The 25114-nt window shown below is 49.1% G+C and carries 25 protein-coding genes; 23 read left to right on the top strand and 2 right to left on the bottom strand.

Translation table 11 applies throughout. The features are described 5' to 3' along the window. Positions 1-634: 634 nt before the first annotated feature. Complete coding sequence (locus tag FGI04_RS11155) at positions 635-1264, bottom strand: FMN-binding negative transcriptional regulator (RefSeq protein ID WP_407273692.1); 630 nt, start codon at positions 1262-1264, stop codon at positions 635-637. A gap of 190 nt (positions 1265-1454) precedes the next feature. Here FGI04_RS11155 and pdxR point away from each other — a divergent pair, with 190 nt between their 5' ends. The 10 genes from pdxR to FGI04_RS11105 all read left to right on the top strand — a co-directional run bounded on the left by pdxR (position 1455) and on the right by FGI04_RS11105 (position 12478). Further along, positions 1455-2948: a MocR-like pyridoxine biosynthesis transcription factor PdxR gene (pdxR, locus tag FGI04_RS11150; RefSeq protein ID WP_342701366.1), complete on the top strand. Its 1494-nt coding sequence runs from the start codon at positions 1455-1457 to the stop codon at positions 2946-2948. 245 nt (positions 2949-3193) lie between these two features. Then, on the top strand, positions 3194-4630 hold the full coding sequence (patD, locus tag FGI04_RS11145) for an aminobutyraldehyde dehydrogenase (RefSeq protein WP_407340129.1): 1437 nt from the start codon (positions 3194-3196) through the stop codon (positions 4628-4630). Between the two features lie 279 nt (positions 4631-4909). Beyond that, positions 4910-6328 (top strand): putrescine aminotransferase, encoded by a 1419-nt coding sequence (gene ygjG / locus FGI04_RS11140; protein ID WP_407336734.1) that lies wholly within the window; start codon positions 4910-4912, stop codon positions 6326-6328. A gap of 523 nt (positions 6329-6851) precedes the next feature. Continuing rightward, on the top strand, positions 6852-7532 hold the full coding sequence (gntA, locus tag FGI04_RS11135) for a guanitoxin biosynthesis heme-dependent pre-guanitoxin N-hydroxylase GntA (protein ID WP_407336733.1): 681 nt from the start codon (positions 6852-6854) through the stop codon (positions 7530-7532). Positions 7533-7732: 200 nt separating this feature from the next. Next, entirely contained in the window at positions 7733-8482 is a 750-nt protein-coding gene (locus FGI04_RS11130; RefSeq protein ID WP_407336732.1) for an SDR family NAD(P)-dependent oxidoreductase, read from the top strand. A gap of 11 nt (positions 8483-8493) precedes the next feature. Then, the gene (locus FGI04_RS11125; RefSeq protein ID WP_407336731.1) at positions 8494-9525 is read left to right on the top strand and encodes a hypothetical protein; all 1032 of its coding nucleotides are present in this window, start codon (positions 8494-8496) and stop codon (positions 9523-9525) included. Between the two features lie 179 nt (positions 9526-9704). Beyond that, positions 9705-10376 carry a 2Fe-2S iron-sulfur cluster-binding protein gene (locus FGI04_RS11120; RefSeq protein WP_407336730.1) on the top strand — a complete coding sequence of 224 codons (672 nt, stop codon included), beginning with the start codon at positions 9705-9707 and terminating at the stop codon, positions 10374-10376. Between the two features lie 2 nt (positions 10377-10378). Continuing rightward, positions 10379-11023, top strand: a complete 645-nt coding sequence (locus FGI04_RS11115) for a LysE family translocator (RefSeq protein ID WP_407336729.1) — start codon at positions 10379-10381, stop codon at positions 11021-11023. 1 nt (position 11024) lies between these two features. Then, on the top strand, positions 11025-11714 hold the full coding sequence (locus FGI04_RS11110) for a phenylalanine--tRNA ligase beta subunit-related protein (RefSeq protein WP_407336728.1): 690 nt from the start codon (positions 11025-11027) through the stop codon (positions 11712-11714). Continuing rightward, positions 11714-12478, top strand: coding sequence for an MOSC domain-containing protein (locus FGI04_RS11105; protein ID WP_407336727.1), 765 nt, complete (start codon positions 11714-11716; stop codon positions 12476-12478). The genes FGI04_RS11110 and FGI04_RS11105 overlap by 1 nt, the downstream gene beginning before the upstream one ends. 336 nt (positions 12479-12814) lie before the next feature. On the opposite strand, the gene FGI04_RS11100 is transcribed toward FGI04_RS11105, so the two are convergent. Then, positions 12815-13750, bottom strand: coding sequence for a LysR substrate-binding domain-containing protein (locus FGI04_RS11100; protein ID WP_407336726.1), 936 nt, complete (start codon positions 13748-13750; stop codon positions 12815-12817). Between the two features lie 105 nt (positions 13751-13855). On the opposite strand from FGI04_RS11100, the gene FGI04_RS11095 reads away from it, so the two are divergent. From FGI04_RS11095 to phnP, 13 genes are all read left to right on the top strand, one after another. Beyond that, positions 13856-14986, top strand: coding sequence for a trans-sulfuration enzyme family protein (locus tag FGI04_RS11095; protein WP_407336725.1), 1131 nt, complete (start codon positions 13856-13858; stop codon positions 14984-14986). A gap of 44 nt (positions 14987-15030) precedes the next feature. Continuing rightward, positions 15031-16317, top strand: coding sequence for an aromatic amino acid transport family protein (locus FGI04_RS11090; protein WP_407336724.1), 1287 nt, complete (start codon positions 15031-15033; stop codon positions 16315-16317). 180 nt (positions 16318-16497) lie between these two features. Further along, entirely contained in the window at positions 16498-16890 is a 393-nt protein-coding gene (locus FGI04_RS11085) for a RidA family protein (protein WP_407336723.1), read from the top strand. A gap of 481 nt (positions 16891-17371) precedes the next feature. Then, positions 17372-18091, top strand: a complete 720-nt coding sequence (phnF, locus tag FGI04_RS11080) for a phosphonate metabolism transcriptional regulator PhnF (protein ID WP_342701360.1) — start codon at positions 17372-17374, stop codon at positions 18089-18091. Next, positions 18092-18541, top strand: coding sequence for a phosphonate C-P lyase system protein PhnG (phnG, locus tag FGI04_RS11075; protein WP_019846292.1), 450 nt, complete (start codon positions 18092-18094; stop codon positions 18539-18541). It begins immediately after the preceding gene. Continuing rightward, positions 18538-19113: a phosphonate C-P lyase system protein PhnH gene (gene phnH / locus FGI04_RS11070; RefSeq protein ID WP_407336722.1), complete on the top strand. Its 576-nt coding sequence runs from the start codon at positions 18538-18540 to the stop codon at positions 19111-19113. The genes phnG and phnH overlap by 4 nt, the downstream gene beginning before the upstream one ends. After that, the gene (locus FGI04_RS11065) at positions 19113-20204 is read left to right on the top strand and encodes a carbon-phosphorus lyase complex subunit (RefSeq protein WP_407336721.1); all 1092 of its coding nucleotides are present in this window, start codon (positions 19113-19115) and stop codon (positions 20202-20204) included. The genes phnH and FGI04_RS11065 overlap by 1 nt, the downstream gene beginning before the upstream one ends. Then, positions 20182-21036 (top strand): alpha-D-ribose 1-methylphosphonate 5-phosphate C-P-lyase PhnJ, encoded by an 855-nt coding sequence (locus FGI04_RS11060; protein WP_407336720.1) that lies wholly within the window; start codon positions 20182-20184, stop codon positions 21034-21036. The genes FGI04_RS11065 and FGI04_RS11060 overlap by 23 nt, the downstream gene beginning before the upstream one ends. Then, complete coding sequence (gene phnK / locus FGI04_RS11055) at positions 21023-21838, top strand: phosphonate C-P lyase system protein PhnK (protein WP_407336719.1); 816 nt, start codon at positions 21023-21025, stop codon at positions 21836-21838. Before FGI04_RS11060 ends, phnK begins: the two co-directional genes overlap by 14 nt. A 24-nt stretch (positions 21839-21862) precedes the next feature. Further along, positions 21863-22585, top strand: coding sequence for a phosphonate C-P lyase system protein PhnL (gene phnL, locus FGI04_RS11050; protein WP_342701355.1), 723 nt, complete (start codon positions 21863-21865; stop codon positions 22583-22585). After that, positions 22582-23733 carry an alpha-D-ribose 1-methylphosphonate 5-triphosphate diphosphatase gene (gene phnM, locus FGI04_RS11045; protein ID WP_407321215.1) on the top strand — a complete coding sequence of 384 codons (1152 nt, stop codon included), beginning with the start codon at positions 22582-22584 and terminating at the stop codon, positions 23731-23733. Before phnL ends, phnM begins: the two co-directional genes overlap by 4 nt. Further along, positions 23733-24296 (top strand): ribose 1,5-bisphosphokinase, encoded by a 564-nt coding sequence (gene phnN / locus FGI04_RS11040; protein WP_342701353.1) that lies wholly within the window; start codon positions 23733-23735, stop codon positions 24294-24296. The genes phnM and phnN overlap by 1 nt, the downstream gene beginning before the upstream one ends. A gap of 18 nt (positions 24297-24314) precedes the next feature. Then, on the top strand, positions 24315-25064 hold the full coding sequence (phnP, locus tag FGI04_RS11035; protein WP_407336718.1) for a phosphonate metabolism protein PhnP: 750 nt from the start codon (positions 24315-24317) through the stop codon (positions 25062-25064). The last annotated feature ends 50 nt before the right edge of the window (positions 25065-25114 follow it).

The raw sequence follows: 25114 nt of genomic DNA, 5'->3' as shown, positions 1-25114 counted from the left end.
TTGTTTCTTGCCCGTAGGACAAATTAAATGGCGCATTGGCGAAGATAAAAAAATCGTAGTTTTTTTAGTTTATTAACTATAAGATTAATTTTATAACCTTTAATAAAGATGTGTCTTCACGAGTTTGTTTAATTATTTTCGGTATTTCGCGTTTTTGTTTTGGTATGTGTTTTATTTTTGTTGTGGTGGTGTTTTTTTATGGTTTGTTTTTTGCCCCAATTTGGTGAGTAGCGCTCGCTGATGTTATATCGATAAATGTATTGTTAGTGAATTTTATTTTTATGTTATTGATTTTAAATGATTAAATTTAATTTCGATTTGCTGGTTTATTCTGTTTTCTTTATGTCAATCATATGCGGGCCTGTCGGGAATAAATGATAATAATTTTCGAATCGTCTGGGGGCGTTATTTTATAAATCTATCGGTGGTGTCACATTGTTGTGTTTGTGAGAAAATAAATATCGTACGCTATGACTAATAGTCTATAGGGTTATTAAAATAATGCGGCAATGACGTTTTTTCATTGTCAGTAGTAAACCACCTCCTGGTGAGGTGGTGATTATGGTGGTTTGATTCATGTCACGTTATCAACCTCAACCTCAACCCGGTTGAGCGAGACCGTATTAGCACGTACTTATTCTGTCTGTCGTGCGCTGACCAACGCGGCCATTGCCGGGCAACCCTGTTCACGTTGTAATCCATCAATTACGCCCTGGCGGTCTGTCGGGGTTCTGTTTTGGCTTACTTTCCATTTTCCTTCCAGTGCCGTAATCGGGATTTCCAGCCCGATGATGCCGTTCAGTTGTGCGGCGATAAAGTCGGCCGGTGCATCATCCATACGCCACGGTTGTGGGCGAGCATGTTCATGGGCATCGGTCAGGGCACCGACTTGCTGCCTCAACCACTGTGCGTCGTCGATAACCCTGGGCGTGCCATGTGCCTGAACCATGACGTAATTCCAGGTTGGTACCGCCTTACCCTGCACCTGTTTTGATGGATACCAGTCTGGCGAAATGTAGCTGTCCGGCCCCTGAAATACCACGAGAACCTGGTCGGCTGTTTTCAATGCATCCACCTGTGGGTTATTGCGCGCCAGATGGGCGTGTAAGGTACCGAAGGTACCATCGTCAGTTAAGAGAAAAGGAATGAGGTTGGCTGACAGGCCGCTGGGGCCAGTGGTGATCAGCATCGCAAGCGGGTGGGCGCGCATCAGTGCGTGCAGTGTGGGCAGCCGTGTTTCGCGAAATACCGGTGGACAATGCATGATGATGATTCCTTCTGTCGTGGATCGGTAGCGGGTAATGTCATGTCTGTCGGCTATTTTGTGATGAAATGGACTGCAATAAAGGGCCACTTATGCATAATTTTACCAGTCCACTATACGGCATCGCTCTATGGCTGCTATCTGGCGAGTCAGCGATGCCCGGCAATCACAAATAAGAAGGAGCGCCTTGATGCCTCGACCACGTTGCCTGACCGGGCTGCCGTCGCTGGGCGTGCTGGATCGCACCGCTGGCGCGGTAGGGATACAATTGACTCAGGCGCTGCGGCGCGCTATTCAGCGTGGCGAGTTGAAGGCGGGCGAGCGTATTCCATCAACCCGGACATTGGCGCGAACGCTGGGGCTGGCACGCGCAACGGTGGCGGACGTCTTCGACCAACTGGCAGCAGAGGGATATCTGGATGCGCGCAGCGGTTCCGGCACCTGGGTTTCTTCCGCATTTAGCCTGTCTCCACCGGTTGATGTCACCGCCTTGCAGACGGCACCGTCAGCTCCGGCATCGTTGCCCTCTTCGGTACAACGCTATGCCGCTATCGCTAAGGCGTTATCGCCGTTACCCGCCGTGCCGTTTTCCGTAGCCGTGCCGGAAGGGGACGTGGCGCTGGATGACCGCTGGCGGCGTTTAGGCAATCGGGTACGCGCCAGTAAGGCGGCGATGTTGACCGGGTATAGCGACCCCAGGGGGCTTCCCGCGTTGCGCGCTGCGATCGCGACCTATCTGCGCCAGTCGCGGGCGGTTACGTGCGAGCCAGATAACATCATTCTGACCGAAGGTACGCAGCAAGGGTTATATCTGGCGGCGCGGGTTCTGTTATCACCCGGCGATAGCGCCTGGGCGGAAGACCCTGCTTATGCCGGGTTAACTGAAGTGCTGACCGAATGCGGCGTACAGACATGGCGCATACCGGTGGATGCACAAGGGATGGAGGTTGAACGAGCGGTTCGCCAGCATGGTGATGCCCGCGCGGCATTCGTGACACCCTCTCACCACTATCCACTGGGTATGCCGCTCAGCATGGGGCGTCGTCTGGCACTCTTAGCGTGGGCGAGGCAAAGTGATAGCTGGATAGTGGAAGATGACTATGACAGCGAGTTGCGTTATGCCGGGCATCCGTTCCCCTCGCTGCAAGGGCTGGATGCCGGTCGGGTCGTGTATCTTGGCACCTTCAGCAAGGTGATAGCACCGTCGTTGCGGCTTGGTTATATGGTCGTGCCCACGGCACTGACACCGGCGTTTACCGGTGCTCGCGCGCTGATTGGACGCGCCTCGCCACTAACCGAACAGCACGTGCTGGCGGCGTACATGCAGGAAGGGTATTTCGAGGCGCATATTCGCCGCATCCGCACGGTTTATGCCGAGCGGCGTCGTGTGTTGATTGAGGCGCTGCAACGCGATATTCCCTGGCTGACGATTGAACCCTGCGATCAGGGAATGCATCTGGTGGTGTGGCTACCTGACGGCGTGGCAGACGTGGCGGTTGAACGTGCGGCCAGAGCCAGTGGACTGGCATTGCGTGCCATCTCGCCGATGTATATCGGCCCGGTACGCCGTTCGGGGTTAATGCTGGGGTTCGGTGGCTTTTCGCCCGAGGCACTGCAGCAGGCTGTGCAACAATTACGCGCCGTACTGATACCGTTGTGTCAGGGCATTGATGGTGTGATGTGAGTGCGTGATCTGAATAGGTGATGTCAGTAATCACTTTGCTGGTCGATATCGGTTCCCGGCCATTCTCCTTTTGGTGGTAGCTCGGCTACGCTTTAACGATAGCGAATACACGCGTTTTCACACATTGATTCACTATAGCGCGATGACGAACCAGCGCAGGGTGAACAACTCGAGAAGATGGCAGGTATTTTGCTAGATGATTGCCATAGGGTACGTCTATCGCTATCGCTTCAGGGGAGCAGGGTATGCACGACAATTTGCTGATTGACATGTTGATTGACGGAAAAAGGGTGCTGGGCAAGGGAGCGCCTTACACGGTGCACAACCCGGCCACGGGAGAGGCCATCATCACGATGGCGCAGGCGGATCTGGCACAGGTGGATGCGGCCGTGATGGCGGCGGAAGCGGCGTTTGCCCACTGGGGGCAGACAACGCCCAAAACACGCGCCACGCTGTTGCTGAAGCTGGCGGACTGCATTGAACAGCACGGTGAAGCGCTGGCCCGACTGGAATCGCTAAACTGCGGTAAACCCTACCATGCGGTATTAAATGACGAGATACCCGCAGTAGCGGATGTGTTTCGCTTTTTTGCCGGTGCCGCACGCTGCCTGAATGGCTCGGCGGCGGGCGAATATCTGGAAGGGCATACCTCGATGATCCGTCGTGATCCGGTGGGGGTGGTTGCTTCCATTGCTCCCTGGAATTATCCGTTGATGATGGCTGCCTGGAAGCTGGCTCCGGCGCTGGCGGCCGGTAACTGTGTGGTGCTGAAACCCGCAGAGCAAACGCCGCTGACGGCATTGTATTTGGCCAGCCTGTTGGCTGACCTGTTCCCGCCGGGCGTCGTCAATATCCTGTTCGGGCAGGGACGGGAAATCGGCGATGCGCTGACCGGCCATGAGCGGGTGCGCATGGTGTCACTGACCGGCTCTATTGCCACCGGTTCGCATATTATTGGCAACGCGGCGGCCAGTGTAAAACGTACCCACATGGAACTGGGCGGCAAGGCACCGGTTATCGTGTTTGATGATGCGGATCTGGAGCAGGTGACAGACGGTATTCGTAGTTTCGGCTTCTATAATGCCGGGCAGGATTGCACCGCGGCCTGCCGTCTCTACGTGCAGCGCCCCATCTATGACCAACTGGTGGAAAAGCTCGGTAAGGCGGTTGCTTCGCTCAAAATCGGCCCGCCCGACGACCCGACCACGGAGCTGGGGCCGCTGATCACGGCAGAGCAACTGGAACGGGTGGCTGGGTTTGTCGAGCGAGCCCGCGCACAACCCCACATCCGGCTTATCACCGGGGGAGAACGGGTGCCCGGTGGGGGTTACTATTTCCAACCCACTGTACTGGCTGATGCCCGGCAGGAAGACGAGATAGTCCAGCGAGAGGTCTTTGGTCCGGTGATATCCATTACGCCGTTTGATGATGAAGCACAAGTGGTGGCGTGGGCCAACGACTCCCGCTATGGGCTGGCGTCTTCGGTATGGACGCGGGATATCGGCCGTGCGCATCGCGTTGCTGCCTGTCTGGAGTACGGCTGTACCTGGGTTAACACCCACTTCATGCTGGTCAGCGAGATGCCGCACGGCGGGCAGAAACTCTCTGGTTACGGTAAGGATATGTCGGTCTATGGCCTGGAAGATTACACCATCGTGCGGCATGTGATGATCCGCCATTAACGGTAGCGCGATAACCGACGGGCGGTGAAAAAATGCCCAACCGTAGGGCGAGCTGCACATAAACGGTGCGTTCGCCTTGTTTTTTGGACGTTTTTTATTCTTTATCCGATTGGCAATAGCAGAATGTGACAATAAATGAGCAGTTTTGTCTATGATCTGTTGTAAAAATAAGCAGGGGAAGGACGAAATCGTGATTTTCTGATTAGGCGGGCGGAGTGGTGCGTTCTATGCATTACTTAAATTGGTATCACGTGATACCTCACCCCCAAGGAGCACATTTTGTCCAGATCTCCGTCACATTTCAACCCGCTAGAGTGTTCTCAGCAGGCGCTTGATTTAATAATGAGCGATACCCTTTCCGCCGACGCGATGGCGGCGCTCAATCGTGAAACGCTCAATGCATTTCGTGAGTACGTCAATCCCGGTTTTCTGGAGTACAGAAAATCCGTCACCTCCGGTGGCAGCTTCGGTGCGGTAGAATGGCGCGCCAGCGGCCCCAACACGCTGCTTGATACACAGGGTAACGAATACCTCGATTGTCTCGGCGGTTATGGCATTTTCAATGTCGGTCATCGCAACCCCACCGTCGTGGCGGCCGTGGAAAAGCAGCTTTCTAAACAGCCGTTGCACAGTCAGGAACTGCTCGATCCGCTGCGTGCCATGCTGGCAAAAACGCTGGCGGCCATTACACCGGGTACGCTGAAGTACAGTTTCTTTTGCAACAGTGGCACCGAGTCGGTGGAAGCGGCGATCAAGCTGGCGAAAGCCTACCAGTCACCGCGTGGTAAGTTCAGCTTCATCGCTACCCACGGTGCATTCCACGGTAAATCGCTGGGTGCGTTATCCGCTACCGCCAAACCGGTATTCCGTCGTCCATTCATGCCATTATTGCCCGGTTTTCACCATGTGCCGTTTGGTGACATCCAGGCGATGCGACAGAAAATCGAGCAGTGCCAGCGCAACGGCGAAGGCATCGCGGCGGTGATTCTGGAGCCGATTCAGGGGGAAGGTGGGGTCATTGTGCCGCCGGATCAGTATCTGCCTGCGGTTCGCGCACTGTGCGATGAGACCGGCGCATTGCTGATCCTCGATGAAGTACAAACCGGCATGGGGCGTACCGGCAAGATGTTTGCCTGTGAGCACTATGGCGTGCAACCCGATATCCTGTGTCTGGCGAAAGCGCTTGGCGGTGGCGTGATGCCGATTGGTGCAACGGTCGCGACCGAAGAGGTCTTTTCGGTACTGTTTGACAACCCGTTCCTGCACACCACCACCTTTGGCGGTAACCCATTGGCGTGTGCGGCGGCGCTGGCCACCATCAACGTACTGCTGCGTGATAATCTGGCGGAGCAGGCGGCGCGTCAGGGGGCGTTTCTGCTGACCGGGCTGCAACGACTGGCTGCCGCGTATCCTGACTTGATTGTAGAAGCGCGTGGCAAGGGTTTGCTACAGGCAATTGAATTCAGAGAAAACGCGATCGGCTATGGGTTTGCCAGTGAACTGTTCCAGCGCCGGGTGCTGGTGGCAGGCACGCTGAATAATGCCAAGTCGATTCGTATTGAACCGCCGTTAACCATTACCCCAGAGCAATGTCAGCACGTGCTGCAAGAGGCAGAACGGGCACTGGCGAGGCTACGGGCAACCGGTGTGGACGACGCCAAACCTAAACCTGTTAATAAGGAACTCGCACTTCAGTGAACACCCACCTAGCAGCGTTCAGCCCTGCGCTGAGCCGATACGTAAAGCCAGTCTGATTCGTCGACTGGCTTTTTTACTTACTTTATAGCGTGATATGGTTGCTATTAGGCGATTTTATTTAGCAATGAATGCTCATGAAAAAATTGGATCAAGTCGAACAATCTATTAAATCACTTTTTACCTGCTGTTAATGGCAGTAAGGATAAAGTGATATTCCACAATATGATGGTGCGGAAGGTAAATATGCCGGAATTATCCTTCTGACATTAAACTCTTAGCGTTAAAATGAATAATTATTCAATTTTTTCAATTGTAATATAATCATTGACACTAGTAATATAAAAAATAACTTTAGATGAATTTGTTTTTTCTTGAAATTAACATTTAAATTTATTTAATATCAATTGGTTATAGTTGTTTGCGCAGATATCGATTTTAGTTATGTCAATACGGTGTTGACACCAATTTAAGTAGGAGTTATTTTTTTATTCACTTTGATTGATTTAATATTCATGGCAATTTTATGCGAAAGGATGAAGTTGAACTTACAAATAATCCGGAAATTCTGAATAAATTTCTTAACTATATTGAATCTGATACATTTTCTTGTATTGGGGCAAAAACGGCAGCAGCTATGGGGACATTAATCCATAGAGACTGTTGCAAAAATAACAATGTAAGCTTGGAGGATGTGTATGGATATCTCCGTCAGTTTATTTCGTTACGTGAACAACTAAGTAAAACAAATAGTACTTTTGTGCTGACATTCAGCGACAAATACTGCAGTGACGAAGCTGAGTTTGAAATATTTTTGTGGGATACGTTAACGAGATTGAGCAAAATAGATATGGAATGCGGTTTCTTATGGAGCGAAGAGTGTTCCTCTGATCCTCTGTCACCGCATTTTGGTTTCTCCCTTGGTGGCGAGCCCTTCTTTATTGTTGGCCTTCATCCTAAGGCAACAAGGATCAGTCGTCGCTCTCCTTATCCATCTATCGTGTTTAATTCACATCGACAATTTCATTATCTAAAGGAATTGGGGACATTTGATAAAATGCAGAAAGAAATACGACGGAGAGAAATGGTTATCCAAGGAGATCTTAACCCAAACCTAAGTAATTTTGGTGAGGAGAGTGAAGCCAGACAATATGCCGGTAATATCACGACAAAAGAGTGGGTTTGTCCATTTAAAAAGAAATTGTAAAAACTGTCTCGTCATTGAAATGAGATAAAACTCATCTTTACAATAAATTGATTTCTTTAAAAATCACCTTTTATACTGACTGAAGCTCAATACGTTGCATCGGTGATGGGCAAATTAATAGCAGAGAGTGGTTTACTGTTTAACTTAGTAAACCTATATTTTTGCAACTTGAAATATGCGTGTGAAAAGGTTATACCTAAATGAATAATACGGAAACAATCGTTATTACAGGCGCATCATCAGGGTTTGGTAAAGCGATATCACACAGGTTTTTAATCGAAGGGTATAATGTTGTTGCTATTGCTAGAAGAGCGGATAATCTTAATGAATTGAGTAAAACGTTTCCAGGCAGAGTACTTCCAGTTATCGCTGATATTACTGATAAAAAGTCAGTTGAAGAGGCCTTAAAAGGTATTCCTAAAGAATTCGGATATATCTGTGGGTTGGTAAACAATGCAGGACTTTCTTTAGGGTTTGGTCCAGCACAACATAATGATTTCAGCGATTGGGAAGCAATGATCAATACTAACATTATAGGCCTGCTGCATATTACTAAAATTCTTATTGAAAAATTCATATCGCAAAATCGAGGCCATATCATCAATATAGGATCTGTGGCAGCTAACTACCCCTATATGGGTAGTAATGTATATGGTGCCAGCAAGTCGTTTGTGCATAATTTTAGCCTTAATTTGAAAACCGACCTAGAGGGTACAAACATTAGAGTAAGCTGTATTGCTCCTGGGCTATCTAAAACTGAATTCGCTTTAGTAAGATTTAAAGGTGATGTTAAGAAAGCTGATGCATTATATGAGAATAAAACATATCTGACGTCAGAGAATATTGCTGAAATGGTCTTTTGGACTTATTCTCTCCCGTCAAATATGAATGTCAATATTCTTGAGGTGATGCCGACAGGGCAATCATTCGCGTTAGGGTTTAATAAATAACAGGATCTAAAATGAGTATCATAAATAGTTACAGTGATTGGGATAAATTAGAAGAAATTATTTTGGGTAGTCCAAAGGGACTGACGCTGCCTGATCTAGATATATCATCACGACACTTCTTTGACCTTCAGGAAGAGTTTGTACAAGAGAAGAATGCCGCTTCAGTCCTTTCTAAAGTGAAAGATGAAATGGAAGAGGACTTCCAGGAGATGACATCGGTACTGGAACGATATGGTGTTAAGGTTCGTCGCCCTGACGTTATCCCCCTTGATATAAAGTGCCAAACACCACACTGGAGTTCACAGCAGTCACATGCCCTTATGCCACGAGACTGTTTACTGGTTTTGGGGGATACGTTGATTGAAGTGCCAATGCCATCTCGCAACCGATATTTTGAAAACCAATCGTTTAGGAGTATTGCTCGTGAGTATTTTTCGAGTGGTGGAAAATGGATTTCTGCACCTAAACCAATTTTGACCGATGATACGTATCTGTGGCGTAATAACCATCCCTATCTTGCTGAAGATGATCCTCTATTTGATGCGGCAAATATTATGCGCTGCGGAAAAGATGTTTTTTTCAATATAAGTAACAGTGGTAATCATACTGGCTTTGAATGGCTGAAGAGAACTTTTGGTGACAAATTCAATTTTCATCCAATGTCGATTTGCAGTGATCATGTTGGTACAACGATGCAGTTGTTACGTCCTGGTTTGGCTTTAATAAATGGATCTAGGATGAAACCAGCGGACATACCACACCAATTTAAACATTGGGAATTGGTATTCTTCAATGAGCCTACTGATATAGGATATGCATTTGATTGGGCTAGAGCATCTGTATGGATTTCAATGAATGTGTTATCTATTGATGAAAAAAACATAATCGTTGAAAAAAATCAGCATAAGTTAATGGAGATTCTCGACCGTTGTGGCTTGGAAGTCATCCCAGTTTCCTTCCGCCATGGAAGAACCGTCGGTGGAGGATTCCATTGCTGTTCGCTTGATGTTCGTCGTCAAGGGGACTGCGAGAATTATTTATAAAAATTATATCTACGAATAATTTATGAAGCGTTGCAGGGTAATAATAACCCACGCAACGCAGTAATATAGTGGTTATGGGAGGATAACATGAGTATGGTTATGATGTGTAGTGAGGAGGGAATACACTGGTAGTTAGAAGGATGACACTTGGCTGAATACTACTGAGGAGATGAGTAAATATGAATCCGGGCGTTCTGTCTATTAAAGGGGTAATAAAATTATCAGGCGGTCATCCAGAAGTAATAAAAATAAGTGTCAGAGCAGACCCCCCCCACGAGTATGACGACGAGTGTTCTGGTTTTAATGTTGTTTTTGATGGTGGTGAAAATAATTTTCTTAAGTTTGTACTAAAAAATCTTGAAGGTGAGTCTTATCTTGAAGATGTTTTTTACCCTGAAGAGTTATGGTGTGAATCCGGTTTATTAATGGCGCTATCAGTGGTTTTCTACGTTACCGGTCTTACGAAAATTAAGGTTGTCGAGAGAGAGCTTTTTGCGCTCATAGAAAAATTAGAAAAATCCAACAGAACATTTCCAGAAATAAACATTTCTGAGTTGGAGAATAAGTCGACTAAAGTATATGAAATTAGTTATTCTTATGAAGAAATAGTTGTTTCACATAATACAGACGTTTTTAGTTTATCAGTAGAGCAGAGCATCCTTGATGCAGCCCTGAGTAGAAACATTGAGTTGAAACATATGTGTAGATCAGGCATTTGCATGAAATGCAGGAAAAAAGTTCTCTCTGGCGCCTGTATGACATTATCTCAGCAGGAAGAGCAAGATATGCTAAAGGTACAGCATCTTCTTACTTGCAACTACAAAGCTATCACTTCACTTATTATAGGATGATCATGGAACAAACTAGTTTAATTGCTTTTGCGTTTGCCGCTTTACTGCTTAATCTGAGTCCTGGCCCATCTTTATTTTTTGTAAGTGCAAGGGGAATTAGTGAGGGAAAAGCTGCAGGCGCTGTTTCTGCCTTGGGGCTTGCTTCTGGTAGTTCTATTCATGCACTTTTGGCTGGACTAGGGGTCACCGCTATTGTTGCAAAAAGTGTTTTTGTCGCTAATGCAGTTGCTTTGGTTGGGGGGGTGTATATTCTTTATCTGGGATATGAGTCTCTCAAAGCCGCGCGTGACGTGAGTGATACCAAGGTCGCTGAGTCTGATACAATTAAAAAGAATAGTCTTCTAAAACTTTATTTACAGGCGGTGTCAGTAGAGTTTCTTAATCCTAAGACGATACTTTTTTATCTTTCAATACTGCCAGGCCTTATTTTGACTGGAGGATATACACCAGTCCAAGCACTACTTGTTTCACTCATTGTGCCAGCGACTGCGTTACCTATTGATATGACTGCTGGGCTTACTGGGGGAGTGCTTGCACGTGCATCGCAAAAAAATCGAGCACTCAATGTTACTCTTAATTATGTGTCAGGAGCAGCACTCGTTTTTATCGGTGTTATTCTTCTTTATAAAAATTTCATGGTTGGTTGATATGTACTTCTCAATAGATAGTGCAGCTGCAGATGCTGGTGTAACACATGCTCTCTTTCTGGTTGTTCGAGGTTTGATAGTTTCGCCCAGTAAGCCAGAGTTTTTAAAAAAATGCGAAAATAGTGTGGGTGAATGTATACCAGAAGATATAGGGCGCTATAATTTTGGTATGCGTAAGATTCTTACCAGAACAATTGAACAGAATAATTTTAAAACTGCAGGTGAGAAGCTAAGAGATAATTTCTGTTCGCGAGGATTTAGATCTATAAATAATATCATTGACTCATATAATGAGGTTGCATTTTATTATGGGCTTGGAATCGGTGGGCATGATATCTCTCACATGAGGACAAGTGATTGTGTTGAAATAAAAATTTCATCAGGTGAGGAGAAGATAACCCCTCTTTTCCAGGATAAAGCTAAAACTATAAAATCAGGTGAACTCATATATGGTACAGAAGATAGAGTCATGGCTTGGATTGGCAGCAAGGATGTAGATTCCGATTATTTTAAAATAACAGAGAAAACGACTGACTGCCTTTTTGTTATTATCGGTCATGAATATGTCTCAGCTAATGACCTTTATACTGTTAGCAACAAAATAAGAAGAAATATTGTTGATGCATCTTATGAGTTTCATAGCCATGAATTCGATGTTCAGGAATTTTATTACAACGCGAGAAGTAGCTGATGAGTATCATAGAAAAGTTAATTTATTATCCTCTCAAATCTGGTGCCGGTATCCGTTCGGATGTGTTGCAAGGCGGAACGAACGGTATTAGAAAAGACCGACAATTTTGCCTTTACGGACGAATGAGTAATAAGTTAGTGTCGCTAAGGGAAAATATTAACATTCAGAATGTAGTGATTGTGGATACAGGTGATACTCTTATTATAGATACAGGAGCTATTAAAAAATCATTCTTACATACTAACGGAGATGACACATCTATTCGTATTTGGTCAAGAGAGGTGGAGGTGACGGCATTTTTCGGTGAGGTCTCAGCTTTTCTGAGTAGCTATCTTTTAGAAGATGTAGTGCTTGCTAAAATAAAACATCCCGAAGATTTTAGTCAGAGTTTTATGGATACCGGACCGATACACATTATTGCGCAGTCAGAGCTTAAGAGGCTTGCTAAAATTTGTAAGCTTGATGAGTTAAATCCGATGATATTTAGACCTAACATTATTGTCTCCGATTTTGGCGAACGGAGTGAGAGCGATATTAATAAAGTAAGAATTAATGGGGTTGACTTTTTAGTGACAGAGAGGACTGGAAGATGTAATGCTGTAACTCTATTACATAAAAAAAATCATAACATGTCACACTCAATACTTCTCGATGTATTGGATGAAGAGAATGATAATGACGGTGCATTATTTGGACTATATCTTCGAGCTGACAATGATTTTGAAATAAAAATCCATGATGTAATGGATATTAACTTCGATTAAATAAGACTCTATTTATGGTTGCAACCATAACTACGAGAGTTTTCCTGATAAATAGTAAGCTATTTCCTCGTATGCCTGAAAATCGCTCTTATGCAGTGGCGGTTTTCAGCATTAGTCTCTTTTTCTCTGAAAAAATTTGGTAGTGATAACGAATTGATAATATTAGCCATATATACCCAATAAACCTCACGACGTAGGTTTTAGCGCCTGGAAACGAGTTAATTCGTGGTTTTAGACAGTGAGCTGTCCCATTCTCCTGAGAAATACTGGCATTTCTCTGCGTTATCTAAAACGCGTTGTACGTTGTCAGGTAAATGAACGTTATTCTCTAGCCATTTAAATATTAAATTGTTTTGTTTTTATATCAATATGATGATTCTGTGAAATATCCTTCAGTTCTCTTGCTGTCTGAATTCTTAACTGTTTAATGAGCTCTTTTGCGCTATCCTTGAGAACTTTATCTTTTCTGAAGATTAAGTTTGTTCCAAATGTGATTTTTTCATCGAGATTGAATACATCAAGCTCATCCGGGCCAACATCTATAAGTGTTAAAGGATGAACAATACCAATACCTGACCCAGCCTTAACTATTTCCATGACAGTATGACAAAAAGGTGTTTCAACAATTACATTTAAATTTATTTTTTTTGTTCTACATTCCTTTTCAAGCGCTATGCGTGTCGTATCTTCAGCGTTCAGGGAGATGAAATTGTGTTTTGCCATGTCAGATAGACTAATCATCTTGTTGTTCCCTTTGATGGTGTTCCTGGGGGCAATAACAACGCCATTTACCGTACAAAAACTATAGAACACGCAGCTATTTCCATATATTTCATTGGCTACAAGCCCAAAATCAAATTCACCTGAGTCAACGGTTTCATAGATATCGCGTGAACTGTTAATTGAAAATTTGACTTGCGTCACGGATGATTTTACATAGCTTGCAATGACTTTCGGAGTCAGTTTTTGTCCGAATACGGGATGGGCGGCTAGGTGAATGGTTGTATCTATTCGATTTCTAAGGGATTTCATCTTGTGTTCAATGAGTTCAATCCCCCTGAAGTGCTTCTCCACTTCTGCCATAAGTATGTGAGCATTTTCGGTTGCTTCCAATCTGCCTCTCTCACGTCTGAAAAGCTCAATTCCGTAATCATTTTCGAAAATTTTTAATTTTTGACTGACGGCTGACTGAGAAATGCCAAGCATTTCAGCAGCTTTAGTGGCACTACCTGTAAGCATGACCGCCCTGAAGGTTTCAATTTCCCGGTACATTATCCCATTACTCACACTTATGAAGTCATTAGAAAAAAGTATAGAAATATAAAATTCGAAACGCAATAGTGAAGCCTGTGATATCAACCAAAGCAGGTAACTGGAATGAATAATTATAATTGCGAAAATTCATTTAACTCTTTAGCAACACCGATATATCGGGGATCTACAATCGTCTTTAATAACTTTAAGAGTTTTGAAGAACGAAGAAAGCGTCAGCCAGATGGATTCAGTTACGGGATTACAGGTTCCCCCACTCATAGGGAGTTAGAAAATGTAATTTCAGAACTTGAATGCGCTAAACATACTATTGTGCTCCCTTCTGGGCAATCTGCGCTGGTACTGGTATTAATGGCAACATTGAAGAATGGTGATCATGTTGTGGTCTCTGATTCATGTTACGGTCCGGTAAGAAATTTTCTGACAGAAAATTTAACTGCACTGGGGATTGAGGTGACTTTCGTGCCACCGAGAGAAACTGGCTTTTTACGTAAAGCTATTCAGGATAATACCAGACTGATAATGCTGGAATCGCCGAGCTCCCTGACAATGGAGGTTCAGGATACAGAAGAGATTGTCAGAATTGCACAACAGAAAAATATTCTGACGGTAATGGATAACTCATGGGCTGGTCCTTTACTGTTCAAACCAATGAAATTTGGGGCGGATTTTGTGGTTGAAGCAGTTTCAAAAATGTTGAATGGGCATTCTGACATACTGCTGGGGAGCATCAGCACAAAAGATATTGGATGGCATGCGAAACTCAGAAATCTGCAGGATGTCATGGGAATGTATGTGAGCCCGGATGACTGTTATCTTGCCCTTAGAGGGATCGAAACCTATCCGTTACGTCAGGAAAAACATTCCCACTCCGCGAGGATTATTTCGCAGTGGCTTGAGAATCACCCTGCAATTTCCTCGGTATTACATCCGGGTCTGGCCTCATCAGAAGATAATGCACTGTATAATAAATATTTCGAAGGATATGGTTCTGTATTTTCGTTCACACTTAAAAACGAAAAACGCCTGGATGATTTTTTTAATGCTTTATCCCAATTTAGGATTGGTGCCAGTTATGGCGGAACCGTAAGTCTCATCGCTTACTATTCAGTTGAAACTTTGCAGTCACGTTCATTTTTTAAAGGGTATTCATCGTTAATCAGAGTCTCTATTGGCCTTGAAGATAGTCAGAGGCTTATTGACGACCTGGATTACGCCCTCCAAAAGACTCTGTAAGTACCAATATAAAATATAATTGTTTTTCAATTAAGGAGATTTATATGTCTTCCAGTATCCTTACGTCCAATATGATAGGAAACAGTTTCAAAACAGATGTTCTATGGATTTTAGCTATTTATGGATGTGCTGTGGGTAGCGGTTCACTTTTCTGGCCTATAAGCCTTGGCAGTGCTGGCATCTGGTCAATGGTTATACTCATTGCCTTAGCATTCCCGGTAACATATTTCACTTACCGGGTTCTTTCACAATATATTGCTGTAGGGACAGTTTCTCAAACATCCAAGAGCAACCTTATTGATACTACGAATGAATTACTAGGGAATAAAGCAGTAAAGTACTTAACGGTCGCTTATTTCCTTATCATGATTCCATCACTGGCTGTTTATGCCATTACAATGAGTAATACTTTTCTGGATTTTTTTAAAACACAACTTGGGTTTCCTCCTTTAAACAGAAATGCTACCGTTTTTGGGATAATCCTCATTATGTCTTTAATTTCTCTTGGGAAAACAGAAACAATACTGAAAGTTGTTGGCGTAATAGTTTTCCCCTTCATACTTTCACTCATTTTCTTTGGTGTAATGTCAGTACCTCACTGGAATATGTCTTTTCTGACAGCAGAAGAGAATACAAATTCCATTCCTGAAATTTTAAGATCAACATTTAACAATCTGCCAGTTCTGATCTTTGCGTTCAGCTTCACTCCAATTGTTTCCAGTCTTGTTGCTCATTACAAGCAGTCTCATGGGGAACAGGCATTTAGAAAAATTGATCAGATTTTGATTCTCTCTTTAATCATTATCATCTCAACCGTAGTATTTTTCTCATTGGGCTGTATTTTTTCTTTAACGCCAGCAGAAATTAAAGAAGCACGAATTGAAAATCTTACTTCTTTATCTATTCTGGCGAGAAAGTTTGATGCGCCTTGGCTTGCTATTTGTTCCCAGGTGATTATTTTCTTCGCGGCAATGAAAGCTTTCCTGGGTACATTTATAGCTACACGAGAAAGTCTGATTGGCATGGCTGTTAATATATTTAAATGCGGAAATACGTTCTCTAACGGACTGGGTATGCGTCTTATATCTGTTGGTGTCGTATTCATTATTACGTTGATACCTACAGTTGCAAATCTGGATGTTATCAATATTATTAAATACTTCATGGTGCCTATCAGTGTGTTCATTGTTTTCTTCTTACCTCAGTATGCATTTCACAAGGTTCCAAAACTGAACCATTTAAAAGGTGGTTTTATGAACTGGTTCGTGATCCTGACAGGTATCTGTGCTTTATTTGCAGGTGTTTTGAATATCATTAAACATTTGTTCTGATTACAGCGCGTCATAGTTATACAGTGACTCTTTCCTTTACAATATGATGATAAATATTTAAGGGGCGGTAATATTGTTCTACGTTGTATCGATTCATCTTTAATGATGATGGCTATTTATCTGAATACATCAGGAATAGAATTTTTTGTAAAAAATATAAAGTAACAGATAGGTGTCTCTATGAAATCAAAGATTAATACTGAGCTGGCCCCCGCAGCAATCGGCCCTTACTCTCAGGCTATCCAGTTTGGGAATCTGATTTTCACTTCCGGCCAACTCCCTCTGGATCCGGTAACAATGAAATTTCCAGAGGGAGGGATTAAAGAGCAGACTGTACAGTCACTCAAAAACGTTCAATCAATTCTTGAGGAATGTGGCTCGACGATAGGTCATGTGATTAAAACCACCTGTTTCTTGTCGGATATGACTCATTTTTCAGATTTTAACAAGATCTATGAAGATTTTTTTGGTACGGACACTGCACCAGCCCGCTCCTGTATTCAAGCCGCAAAACTGCCAATGGGAGCTTTAGTTGAAGTGGAGGTCGTTGCGTATATTGAAAATAAATTCTGATTAGTAAATCGATACTCACCCCTTGTCAAAAGGGGTGAATAACCAGGTTGTAAGTGAATTATTCCTGCAGGATTTCATCAGAAGCACTGTATTGATATTTATGTTTAATGAAAAGGAGTTTTTGGCTCTTTATATTACAGGGAGGTGTTTTATATTTTTATCTTATACTCAGGTCAGTCATGTCAATCGGACCTACTCACGATAGTATTCATTTTTATTATAGCCTTCCAGTTACTATTGAAATCAAAAAAAATCTGAAATATTAATTCAACCCGTCTCATCGCCTGTCCTTTTTCCTTCACTATTTTGTCATCCGTGCTTCGCCAGCCTGTCACAGAGTGTTGTCAACATAATCCCCAATTTCCCTGACTGAGACGTCAACTCTGCCGATAGCTGGCTGCATTCCGGTTCGGTGTCGGGGTTAAGCAAAATCCGTGTGCCAGTCGGGATGCGGAGTTGAACCTGCGAGCAGGAGTTTTTTATGGACAGGTTATCTAGACATCCTACCACTGTGTATCAGGCCATCGCCGCCCGGCTGGAAGAAGAGCTGCGCACGGTGTATCGCTGCGGTGACTATCTGCCGTCCGAACAGCAACTGGCGGCACGTTATGACGTCAATCGCCATACGCTGCGCCGGGCAGTGGATGAACTGGTCAATAAAGGGCTGGTTCAGCGTCGGCGTGGCATCGGCATTCTGGTGCTGATGCGTCCTTATGATTACCCGTTACACGCGCAAACACGTTTTAGCCAGAACCTGCTGGAGCAGGGGAGCCACCCCACCAGCGAACGGTTGCTGGCGGTGTTGCGACCGGCTAATGCATCCGTGGCGGCGGCGCTGGGGCGGGAAGAGGGCGATGAGGTGATTCATCTGCGAACCCTGCGCCGGGTTAACGGCGTACCGGTATCACTGATAGACCACTACCTGCCGAATCTTGACTGGTGGCCCGTGCTACAGCGTTTCACCAGCGGGTCGTTGCACGAATTTCTGGCGCGTGAGCTACAGCAGTCACTCACCCGCCGTCAAACCCGCATCAGCGCCCGGGCATCACAGGCGAAAGAGGCGCAACTGCTGGAAGTGGCGCTGCAAACCCCGTTGATGTGTATCCGCACGCTCAATACCTGTAACGGCAGCGGCCGGGTGGCGGAGTATTCCGTCAGTCTGGCACGCGCTGACATGATCGAATTGACCATGGAGCACTGAATGACAACCCAAACCCCACGGCAGCGCTGGCTGTCGGTACTGGCGCACAGCGATGCGGAGCAACTGCGGCGTCACTGGCTGTCGCTGGCATTACAGCCATCCTGGCAGTTGCTGCGCGCACCAGAGATCGGTTTAACCCGCTTGCAGGCGCGCATGGGCGCAACCGGCAATCGCTTCGTGCTGGGCGATGTCACGGTCACGCGGGCGGTCGTCCGGCTGGATGACGGTACCTGTGGCTACAGCTACGTGATGGGGCGTAATAAACCCCATGCCGAACTATGCGCATTAATTGATGGCTTGCTGCAACAGCAAGGTACCCAAAGCGCGCTTTACCAACAACTGATCGTGCCGCTGGCGGCGACTCATGACGAGTTGCGTCAGCAACGCGCACGGGAAATCGCCAGCAGCAAGGTCGATTTCTTTACGCTGGTGCGGGGAGATAACGCATGACGTTACTGGCAGGCTTTTCCCATCCGTGGCGCGATGCGCAGTACGCCTTTCGCCGCATATTAAAAGCGATGAGCGAACCGGGCGTGGTGGTATCGCTGGACCATGACAACGGCTGGGACGGTTTATCGTCTTCCGCTACCGCCGTGGTCTTGACGCTGATGGACCGTGAAACACCGCTCTGGCTGGATCCCGCGTTAGCGCAAGAGGTGCTGTTGTCTAACCTACGGTTTCACACCGGGGTGAAACTGGTCGAACGTGAGGCCGCCGCTTTCGCCCTGCTGCCGGTTAGCCGGGAACTGTCACTGGCGGGGTTTGCGGCCGGTGACGACATGGCACCAGAAAACAGCACGACGCTGGTGCTGGAAGTGCCGGCGCTGGGTGGTGGTCGTGCATTACGCCTGACTGGGCCGGGCATTGCCGAAGTGCGGATGATCGCGCCGCAGTTACCCGCCAGTGTGCTGGATTACCTCGAACATCGCCCGCATGCGTTCCCCGCCGGGCTGGACTTTCTGTTTACCTGCGGCAACACGTTGATGGCGTTGCCGCGTACCACGCATGTGGAGGTGTGCTGATGTATGTCGCGGTGAAAGGGGGCGAGAAAGCCATTGAGGCTGCCCATCAGTTACAGGCGAACCTGCGGCGTGGTGATGCCTGGCTGGCCGAAGTGCAGACCGTGCAGATTGAGCAACAACTGGGGCTGGCGGTAGACCGGGTGATGACCGAAGGTGGTATTTACGACCGGGAGCTGGCGGCGCTTGCCATCAAACAGGCAAGCGGTGATCTGGTCGAGGCAATTTTTTTACTGCGTGCTTATCGCACCACGCTGCCCCGCCTGGCGGATAGCCTGCCGCTGAATACCGGACGGATGCAACTGGAGCGGCGTATCTCAGCGGTTTATAAGGACCTGCCCGGTGGGCAGGTGCTCGGTCCCACGTATGACTATACCCACCGGTTGCTGGATTTCGCCTTGCTGGCGGAAGGTGAAACACCACGTGCGCCCAAGGCTGAGGAACCGCTGGCGGAACACTGCCCGCATATGTTTGACATGATGACGGCGGAAGGGCTGGCGGCGGTCGAGGAAGATGATGGCAGTGAGCCGCTGGATATCACGCGTGATCCACCGGCGTACCCGATGCCGCGCAGTGCCCGTTTGCAGCAACTGGCGCGCGGCGATGAAGGCTTCCTGCTGGCGTTGGGGTATTCCACCCAGCGTGGTTATGGGCGCACCCACCCGTTTGCTGGTGAGATTCGTACCGGTTACGTCACGGTGGAGATAGAGCCGGAAGAGCTGGGGTTTGCGCTGGAAATTGGCGACATCCTGTTGACCGAATGCGAAATGGTCAACGGCTTTACGGTGCCGGAAGAGGATCCACCGCATTTTACCCGTGGTTACGGGCTGGTGTTTGGCCGCGCGGAACGCAAAGCGATGGCGATGGCACTGGTGGACCGGGCGTTACAGGCTCCTGCCTATCAGGAACCGGTCGGCAGCCCGGCGCAGGACGAAGAATTTGTGTTGTCGCACGCCGACAACGTAGAAGCCGCAGGTTTCGTTTCTCACCTCAAATTACCGCATTACGTCGACTTTCAGGCCGAGCTGGCGCTGCTGCGTCAGTTACGCCAGCCACCGCAGGAGGAGCGCGATGAACACGCTGAGCGGGTATAACCCCGGTTATCTGGACGAACAGAGTAAACGCACGATTCGGCGCGCCATTCTTAAAGCGGTGGCGATCCCCGGTTATCAGGTGCCGTTTGGTGGCCGGGAGATGCCCATGCCCTACGGTTGGGGCACCGGCGGCATCCAGCTCACCGCCAGCCTGATTGGCGATGACGATGTATTAAAAGTCATTGATCAGGGGGCGGACGATACCACCAACGCGGTGTCGATCCGCCGCTTCTTTCAGCGGGTCAGTGAAGCGGCGACCACCGAGCGTACCGTCGAGGCGACGCTGATTCAAACCCGTCACCGTATTCCGGAAACACTGCTGCGTGAAGATCAGATCCTGATTTATCAGGTGCCGATTCCTGAACCGTTGCGCTTTATCGAACCGCGTGAAACGGAAACACGCAAAATGCACGCGCTGGAGGAGTACGGCATCATGCAGGTGAAGCTGTATGAGGATATCGCCCGCTTCGGGCATATCGCCACCACCTACGCGTACCCGGTGAAAGTGAACGGTCGCTACATTATGGACCCGTCACCCATTCCTAAATTCGACAACCCGAAAATGCATCAGATGCCGGCGCTGCAATTGTTTGGGGCCGGGCGTGAAAAGCGGATTTATGCGCTGCCGCCTTACACCAACGTGGAAAGCCTCGACTTCGACGACCACCCGTTTAGCGTCCAACGCTGGGATCAACCCTGTGCACTGTGCGGATCGCACGACAGTTATCTCGATGAAGTGGTGATGGACGATCAGGGTACCCGGCTGTTCGTCTGTTCCGATACCGATTATTGCCGTGAACGTCAGGAGGCGGGGCACCATGAATCACATTGATCAAGCGGCAGTGGAGCAGGCGGGCAGGCTCATCGTGGAAACCGGTGATGACGCGCCGTTGTTGCAGGTGTGCAATCTGACCCACCTGTACGCCCCCGGTAAAGGGTTTAGCGAGGTGTCGTTCGATCTCTATCCCGGTGAGGTGCTGGGGATTGTGGGTGAATCCGGCTCCGGTAAAACCACGCTGTTGCGGGCGATTTCCGCCCGGCTGACACCGCAGGCCGGGCAGATTGATTATCAGGGCCGCTCGTTATACGCCATGAGCGAGAGCGATCGCCGCCGCCTGTTACGCACCGAGTGGGGAGTGGTACACCAGCATCCGATGGACGGACTGCGACCCCGCGTGTCAGCGGGCGGTAACATCGGCGAGCGGCTGATGGCGGTCGGCGCCCGCCACTACGGCGATATTCGCCGTCAGGCCGGGCAGTGGCTACAGGATGTGGAAATCCCGCTGTCGCGGCTTGATGACCTGCCCACCACCTTTTCCGGTGGGATGCAGCAACGGTTGCAAATCGCCCGCAATCTGGTGACCCACCCGAAGCTGGTGTTTATGGATGAACCGACCGGTGGGCTGGATGTGTCGGTACAGGCGCGGTTGCTGGATCTGCTGCGCACGCTGGTACGTGATCTGGGGCTGGCGGTGGTGATTGTGACCCATGACCTCGGTGTGGCGCGCCTGCTGGCGCATCGGCTGTTGGTGATGCGTGAGGGCAAGGTCGTGGAAAGCGGCCTGACCGACCGGGTGCTGGATGATCCACATCATCCTTATACCCAGTTACTGGTGTCGTCGGTGTTGGGATAAGCGCAACTGGCGATGAGGTGAACTATGACAACCGAAGGCACATCCATGACCATTCTGCGCGTGGAAAATTTGAGTAAAACCTTTGTTCTGCATAACCAGCATGCTGCCCGGCTGCCGGTGTTACATCAGGCCAGCCTGACGGTATCGGCGGGGGAGTGTGTGGTGTTGCACGGGCACTCCGGCAGTGGCAAGTCCACGCTGTTGCGCTCTTTATACGCCAATTATCAGCCGGATAGCGGGCAGGTGTGGGTACGCCATCGCCATACGTGGGTGGACCTGGTGACGGCCCCAGCCCGGCAGATACTGGCGGTACGACGCGACACCATCGGCTGGGTCAGCCAGTTCCTGCGGGTGATCCCCCGTATTTCGACGCTGGAGGTGGTCATGCAGCCGCTGCTGGAACGCGGCGAAGACCGTGCCGTGTGTGAAGCACGCGCCAGCGCACTGCTGACCCGCCTTAACGTCCCGCGCCGGTTATGGACGCTGGCCCCCGCCACCTTTTCCGGTGGTGAGCAGCAGCGAGTCAACATCGCCCGTGGCTTTATCGCCGACTATCCCGTGTTGTTGCTCGATGAACCGACCGCCTCGCTGGATGCCACCAACCGCGACGCGGTGGTGGGGTTAATAGAAGAAGCGCGAGCGCGTGGCGCCGCCGTGGTCGGTATTTTCCACGATGCAGACGTGCGCGCCCGCGTGGCGGACCGCCTGCATCACATGGCACCCGTCACGCAGGAGCTCACGGCATGAGTGCGACGACCCAGATAATCAATAATGTCCAACTGGTGTTGGCAAACGAGGTGGTCAGCGGATCACTGGCCTGGCGTGATGGTGTGATTGAAGGCTTTTCTTCTACGCCCAGCCAACTGCCGCAGGCGCTGGACGGCGAGGGCGGCTGGCTGTTGCCCGGACTGGTCGAGCTGCATACCGACAATCTGGACAAGTTTTTTATGCCGCGCCCGAAAGTCGACTGGCCAGCGCATTCGGCGATGAGCAGCCACGATGCGCTGATTGTCTCCAGCGGTATTACCACGGTGCTGGATGCGGTGGCGATAGGGGATGTGCGCGATGGCGGCCATCGGCTCGACAACCTGCGGCGCATGATTGACGCCGTGGTGCATAGCCAGCAGCAGGGGGTAAACCGGGCGCAACATCTGCTGCATCTGCGGTGTGAATTACCGCACGATACCACCCTGCCGCTGTTTGAAGCACTGATGGATATCCCGGAAGTGGCGCTGGTGTCGCTAATGGACCACTCGCCAGGGCAACGGCAGTTTGCGACGCCGGAAAAATACCGTGAGTACTATCAGGGGAAATACCGGCTGAACGATGCGGAGATGGATGCGTTTGAAACCGAGCAGCGCATGCTATCCAAACGCTGGTCAACGCCAAACCGACTGGCGATTGCCGCTCACTGCCGTAAGCGTGGTATTGCGCTCGCCAGTCACGATGACGCCACCGCGGCCCATGTGCATGAATCGCTGGCGCTGGGTAGCGTGATTGCCGAGTTTCCCACCACGGAAATCGCGGCGCAGGCCTCGCACACCAGTGGCATGAAAGTGCTGATGGGGGCACCCAATATCGTGCGTGGCGGTTCTCACTCCGGTAATGTGGCGGCGTCTCATCTGGCGGAGCAGGGGCTGCTGGATATTCTGTCATCCGATTATTATCCCGCCAGTTTGCTGGATGCGGCGTTTCGCCTCGCTGACGATGAGCGCAATAGCTTTACCTTGCCGCAGACGGTGGCGATGGTCAGCGACAATCCGGCGCAGGCGGTCGGGCTCGTCGACCGGGGGCGAATAGCCGAGGGACTGCACGCCGATCTGGTGCTGGCGCACCATACCCATGGGCAGGTACGAATCCGTCATGTCTGGGCTCAGGGACGGCAGGTGTTCTGATGGCGCGGCTCATCTGGCTGACCGGGGCGTCCGGCTCCGGCAAAGACACGCTGCTGGATGCCCTGCGGCAGACCGAGCCAGTGCGCCTGCTGGTAGCGCATCGGTATATCACCCGCCCGGCGCAGGCGGGGGGGGAGAACCACATCGCGCTGAGCGAGGCGGAGTTTGCCTATCGGCGTGAGCACAACCTGTTCGCGTTGCACTGGCAGGCACACCAGTATCAGTACGGTATCGGCATTGAAGTCGATCAATGGTTATCTGCCGGGCTGGATGTGGTGGTCAACGGCTCCCGGTCTCACCACCAGCAGGCAGCGCAGCGCTATGGCAATCGGTTATTACCGGTGTGTTTGCAGGTGTCTGCGGCGGTGCTGGCACAGCGTTTACGCCAGCGTGGGCGGGAAGATGAAGCGCAGATAGCGCTGCGACTGCAACGGGCCGATGCGATGGATATCCTCCCGGCGACGTGCCGACGGCTGAACAACGACGGACCACTGGCGCAGACGCTACAGGCGTTCCACACCCTGCTGGCAGCTGAAAAACGAGAGACTGAAAAATGGACGTGATGCTATGGAGCTGATGCTATGGAACTAATGTTTATGGGCACCGGTGACGCACAGCAGGTGCCGTTGACCGGTTGTGAGTGTATCGCCTGCGAACGTGCGCGTCGGGATCCCCGTTTTCGGCGTGGGCCAAGCAGCATGCTGATTCGATGTGATGGCGAGATGACCTTGCTGGATGCGGGCGTGACGCAACTGGAACAGCGCTTTGGCGTGAATGAAATCCGCCGTATTCTGCTGACGCATTACCACGTCGACCATGTTCAGGGGCTGTTTTCGTTGCGTTGGGGCATCGGCGATCGGATCCCGGTATTCGGCCCACCGGATGAACAAGGTTGCGATGACCTGTATAAGCATCCACGACGGCTGGATTTTCAACCGGCGATGACACCGTTTCAGACGGTAGCGATGGGCGCGTTATGGGTGACGGCACTGCCGCTGAATCATTCCAAACCCACCTTCGGTTATCTGCTGGAAACCGGTCGCCATGCCGTGGCGTACTTAACTGACACCTGCGGCCTGCCGGATGATACCCTGGCGTTTTTGCGTGGTAAGCGGCTTGAGCATATGGTGATGGACTGCACCCAGCCGCCGCGCGACACGCCACCGCTCAATCACAGTGATCTGAACACCGTATTGCAGGTGCGTGAGTGGTTACGTCCGGAACACACCTGGCTGACCCACCTCAGCCATGAAACCGACGCCTGGTTGATGCAAAACACCCTGCCGGAGGGCGTACAGGCCGCTGCCGATGGGGCGTGGATTATCGTGTAAGCTATTATTGTCGCGCAAGACATTGTTTTCGTATAATTAATTGTTTAATA

Origin of the sequence: Dickeya ananatis, assembly GCF_019464615.1 — a bacterium.
GTDB lineage: Bacteria > Pseudomonadota > Gammaproteobacteria > Enterobacterales > Enterobacteriaceae > Dickeya > Dickeya oryzae.
The sequence above is the reverse complement of the archived record's forward strand: the minus strand, read 5'-3'. Positions and strand labels throughout refer to the sequence as shown.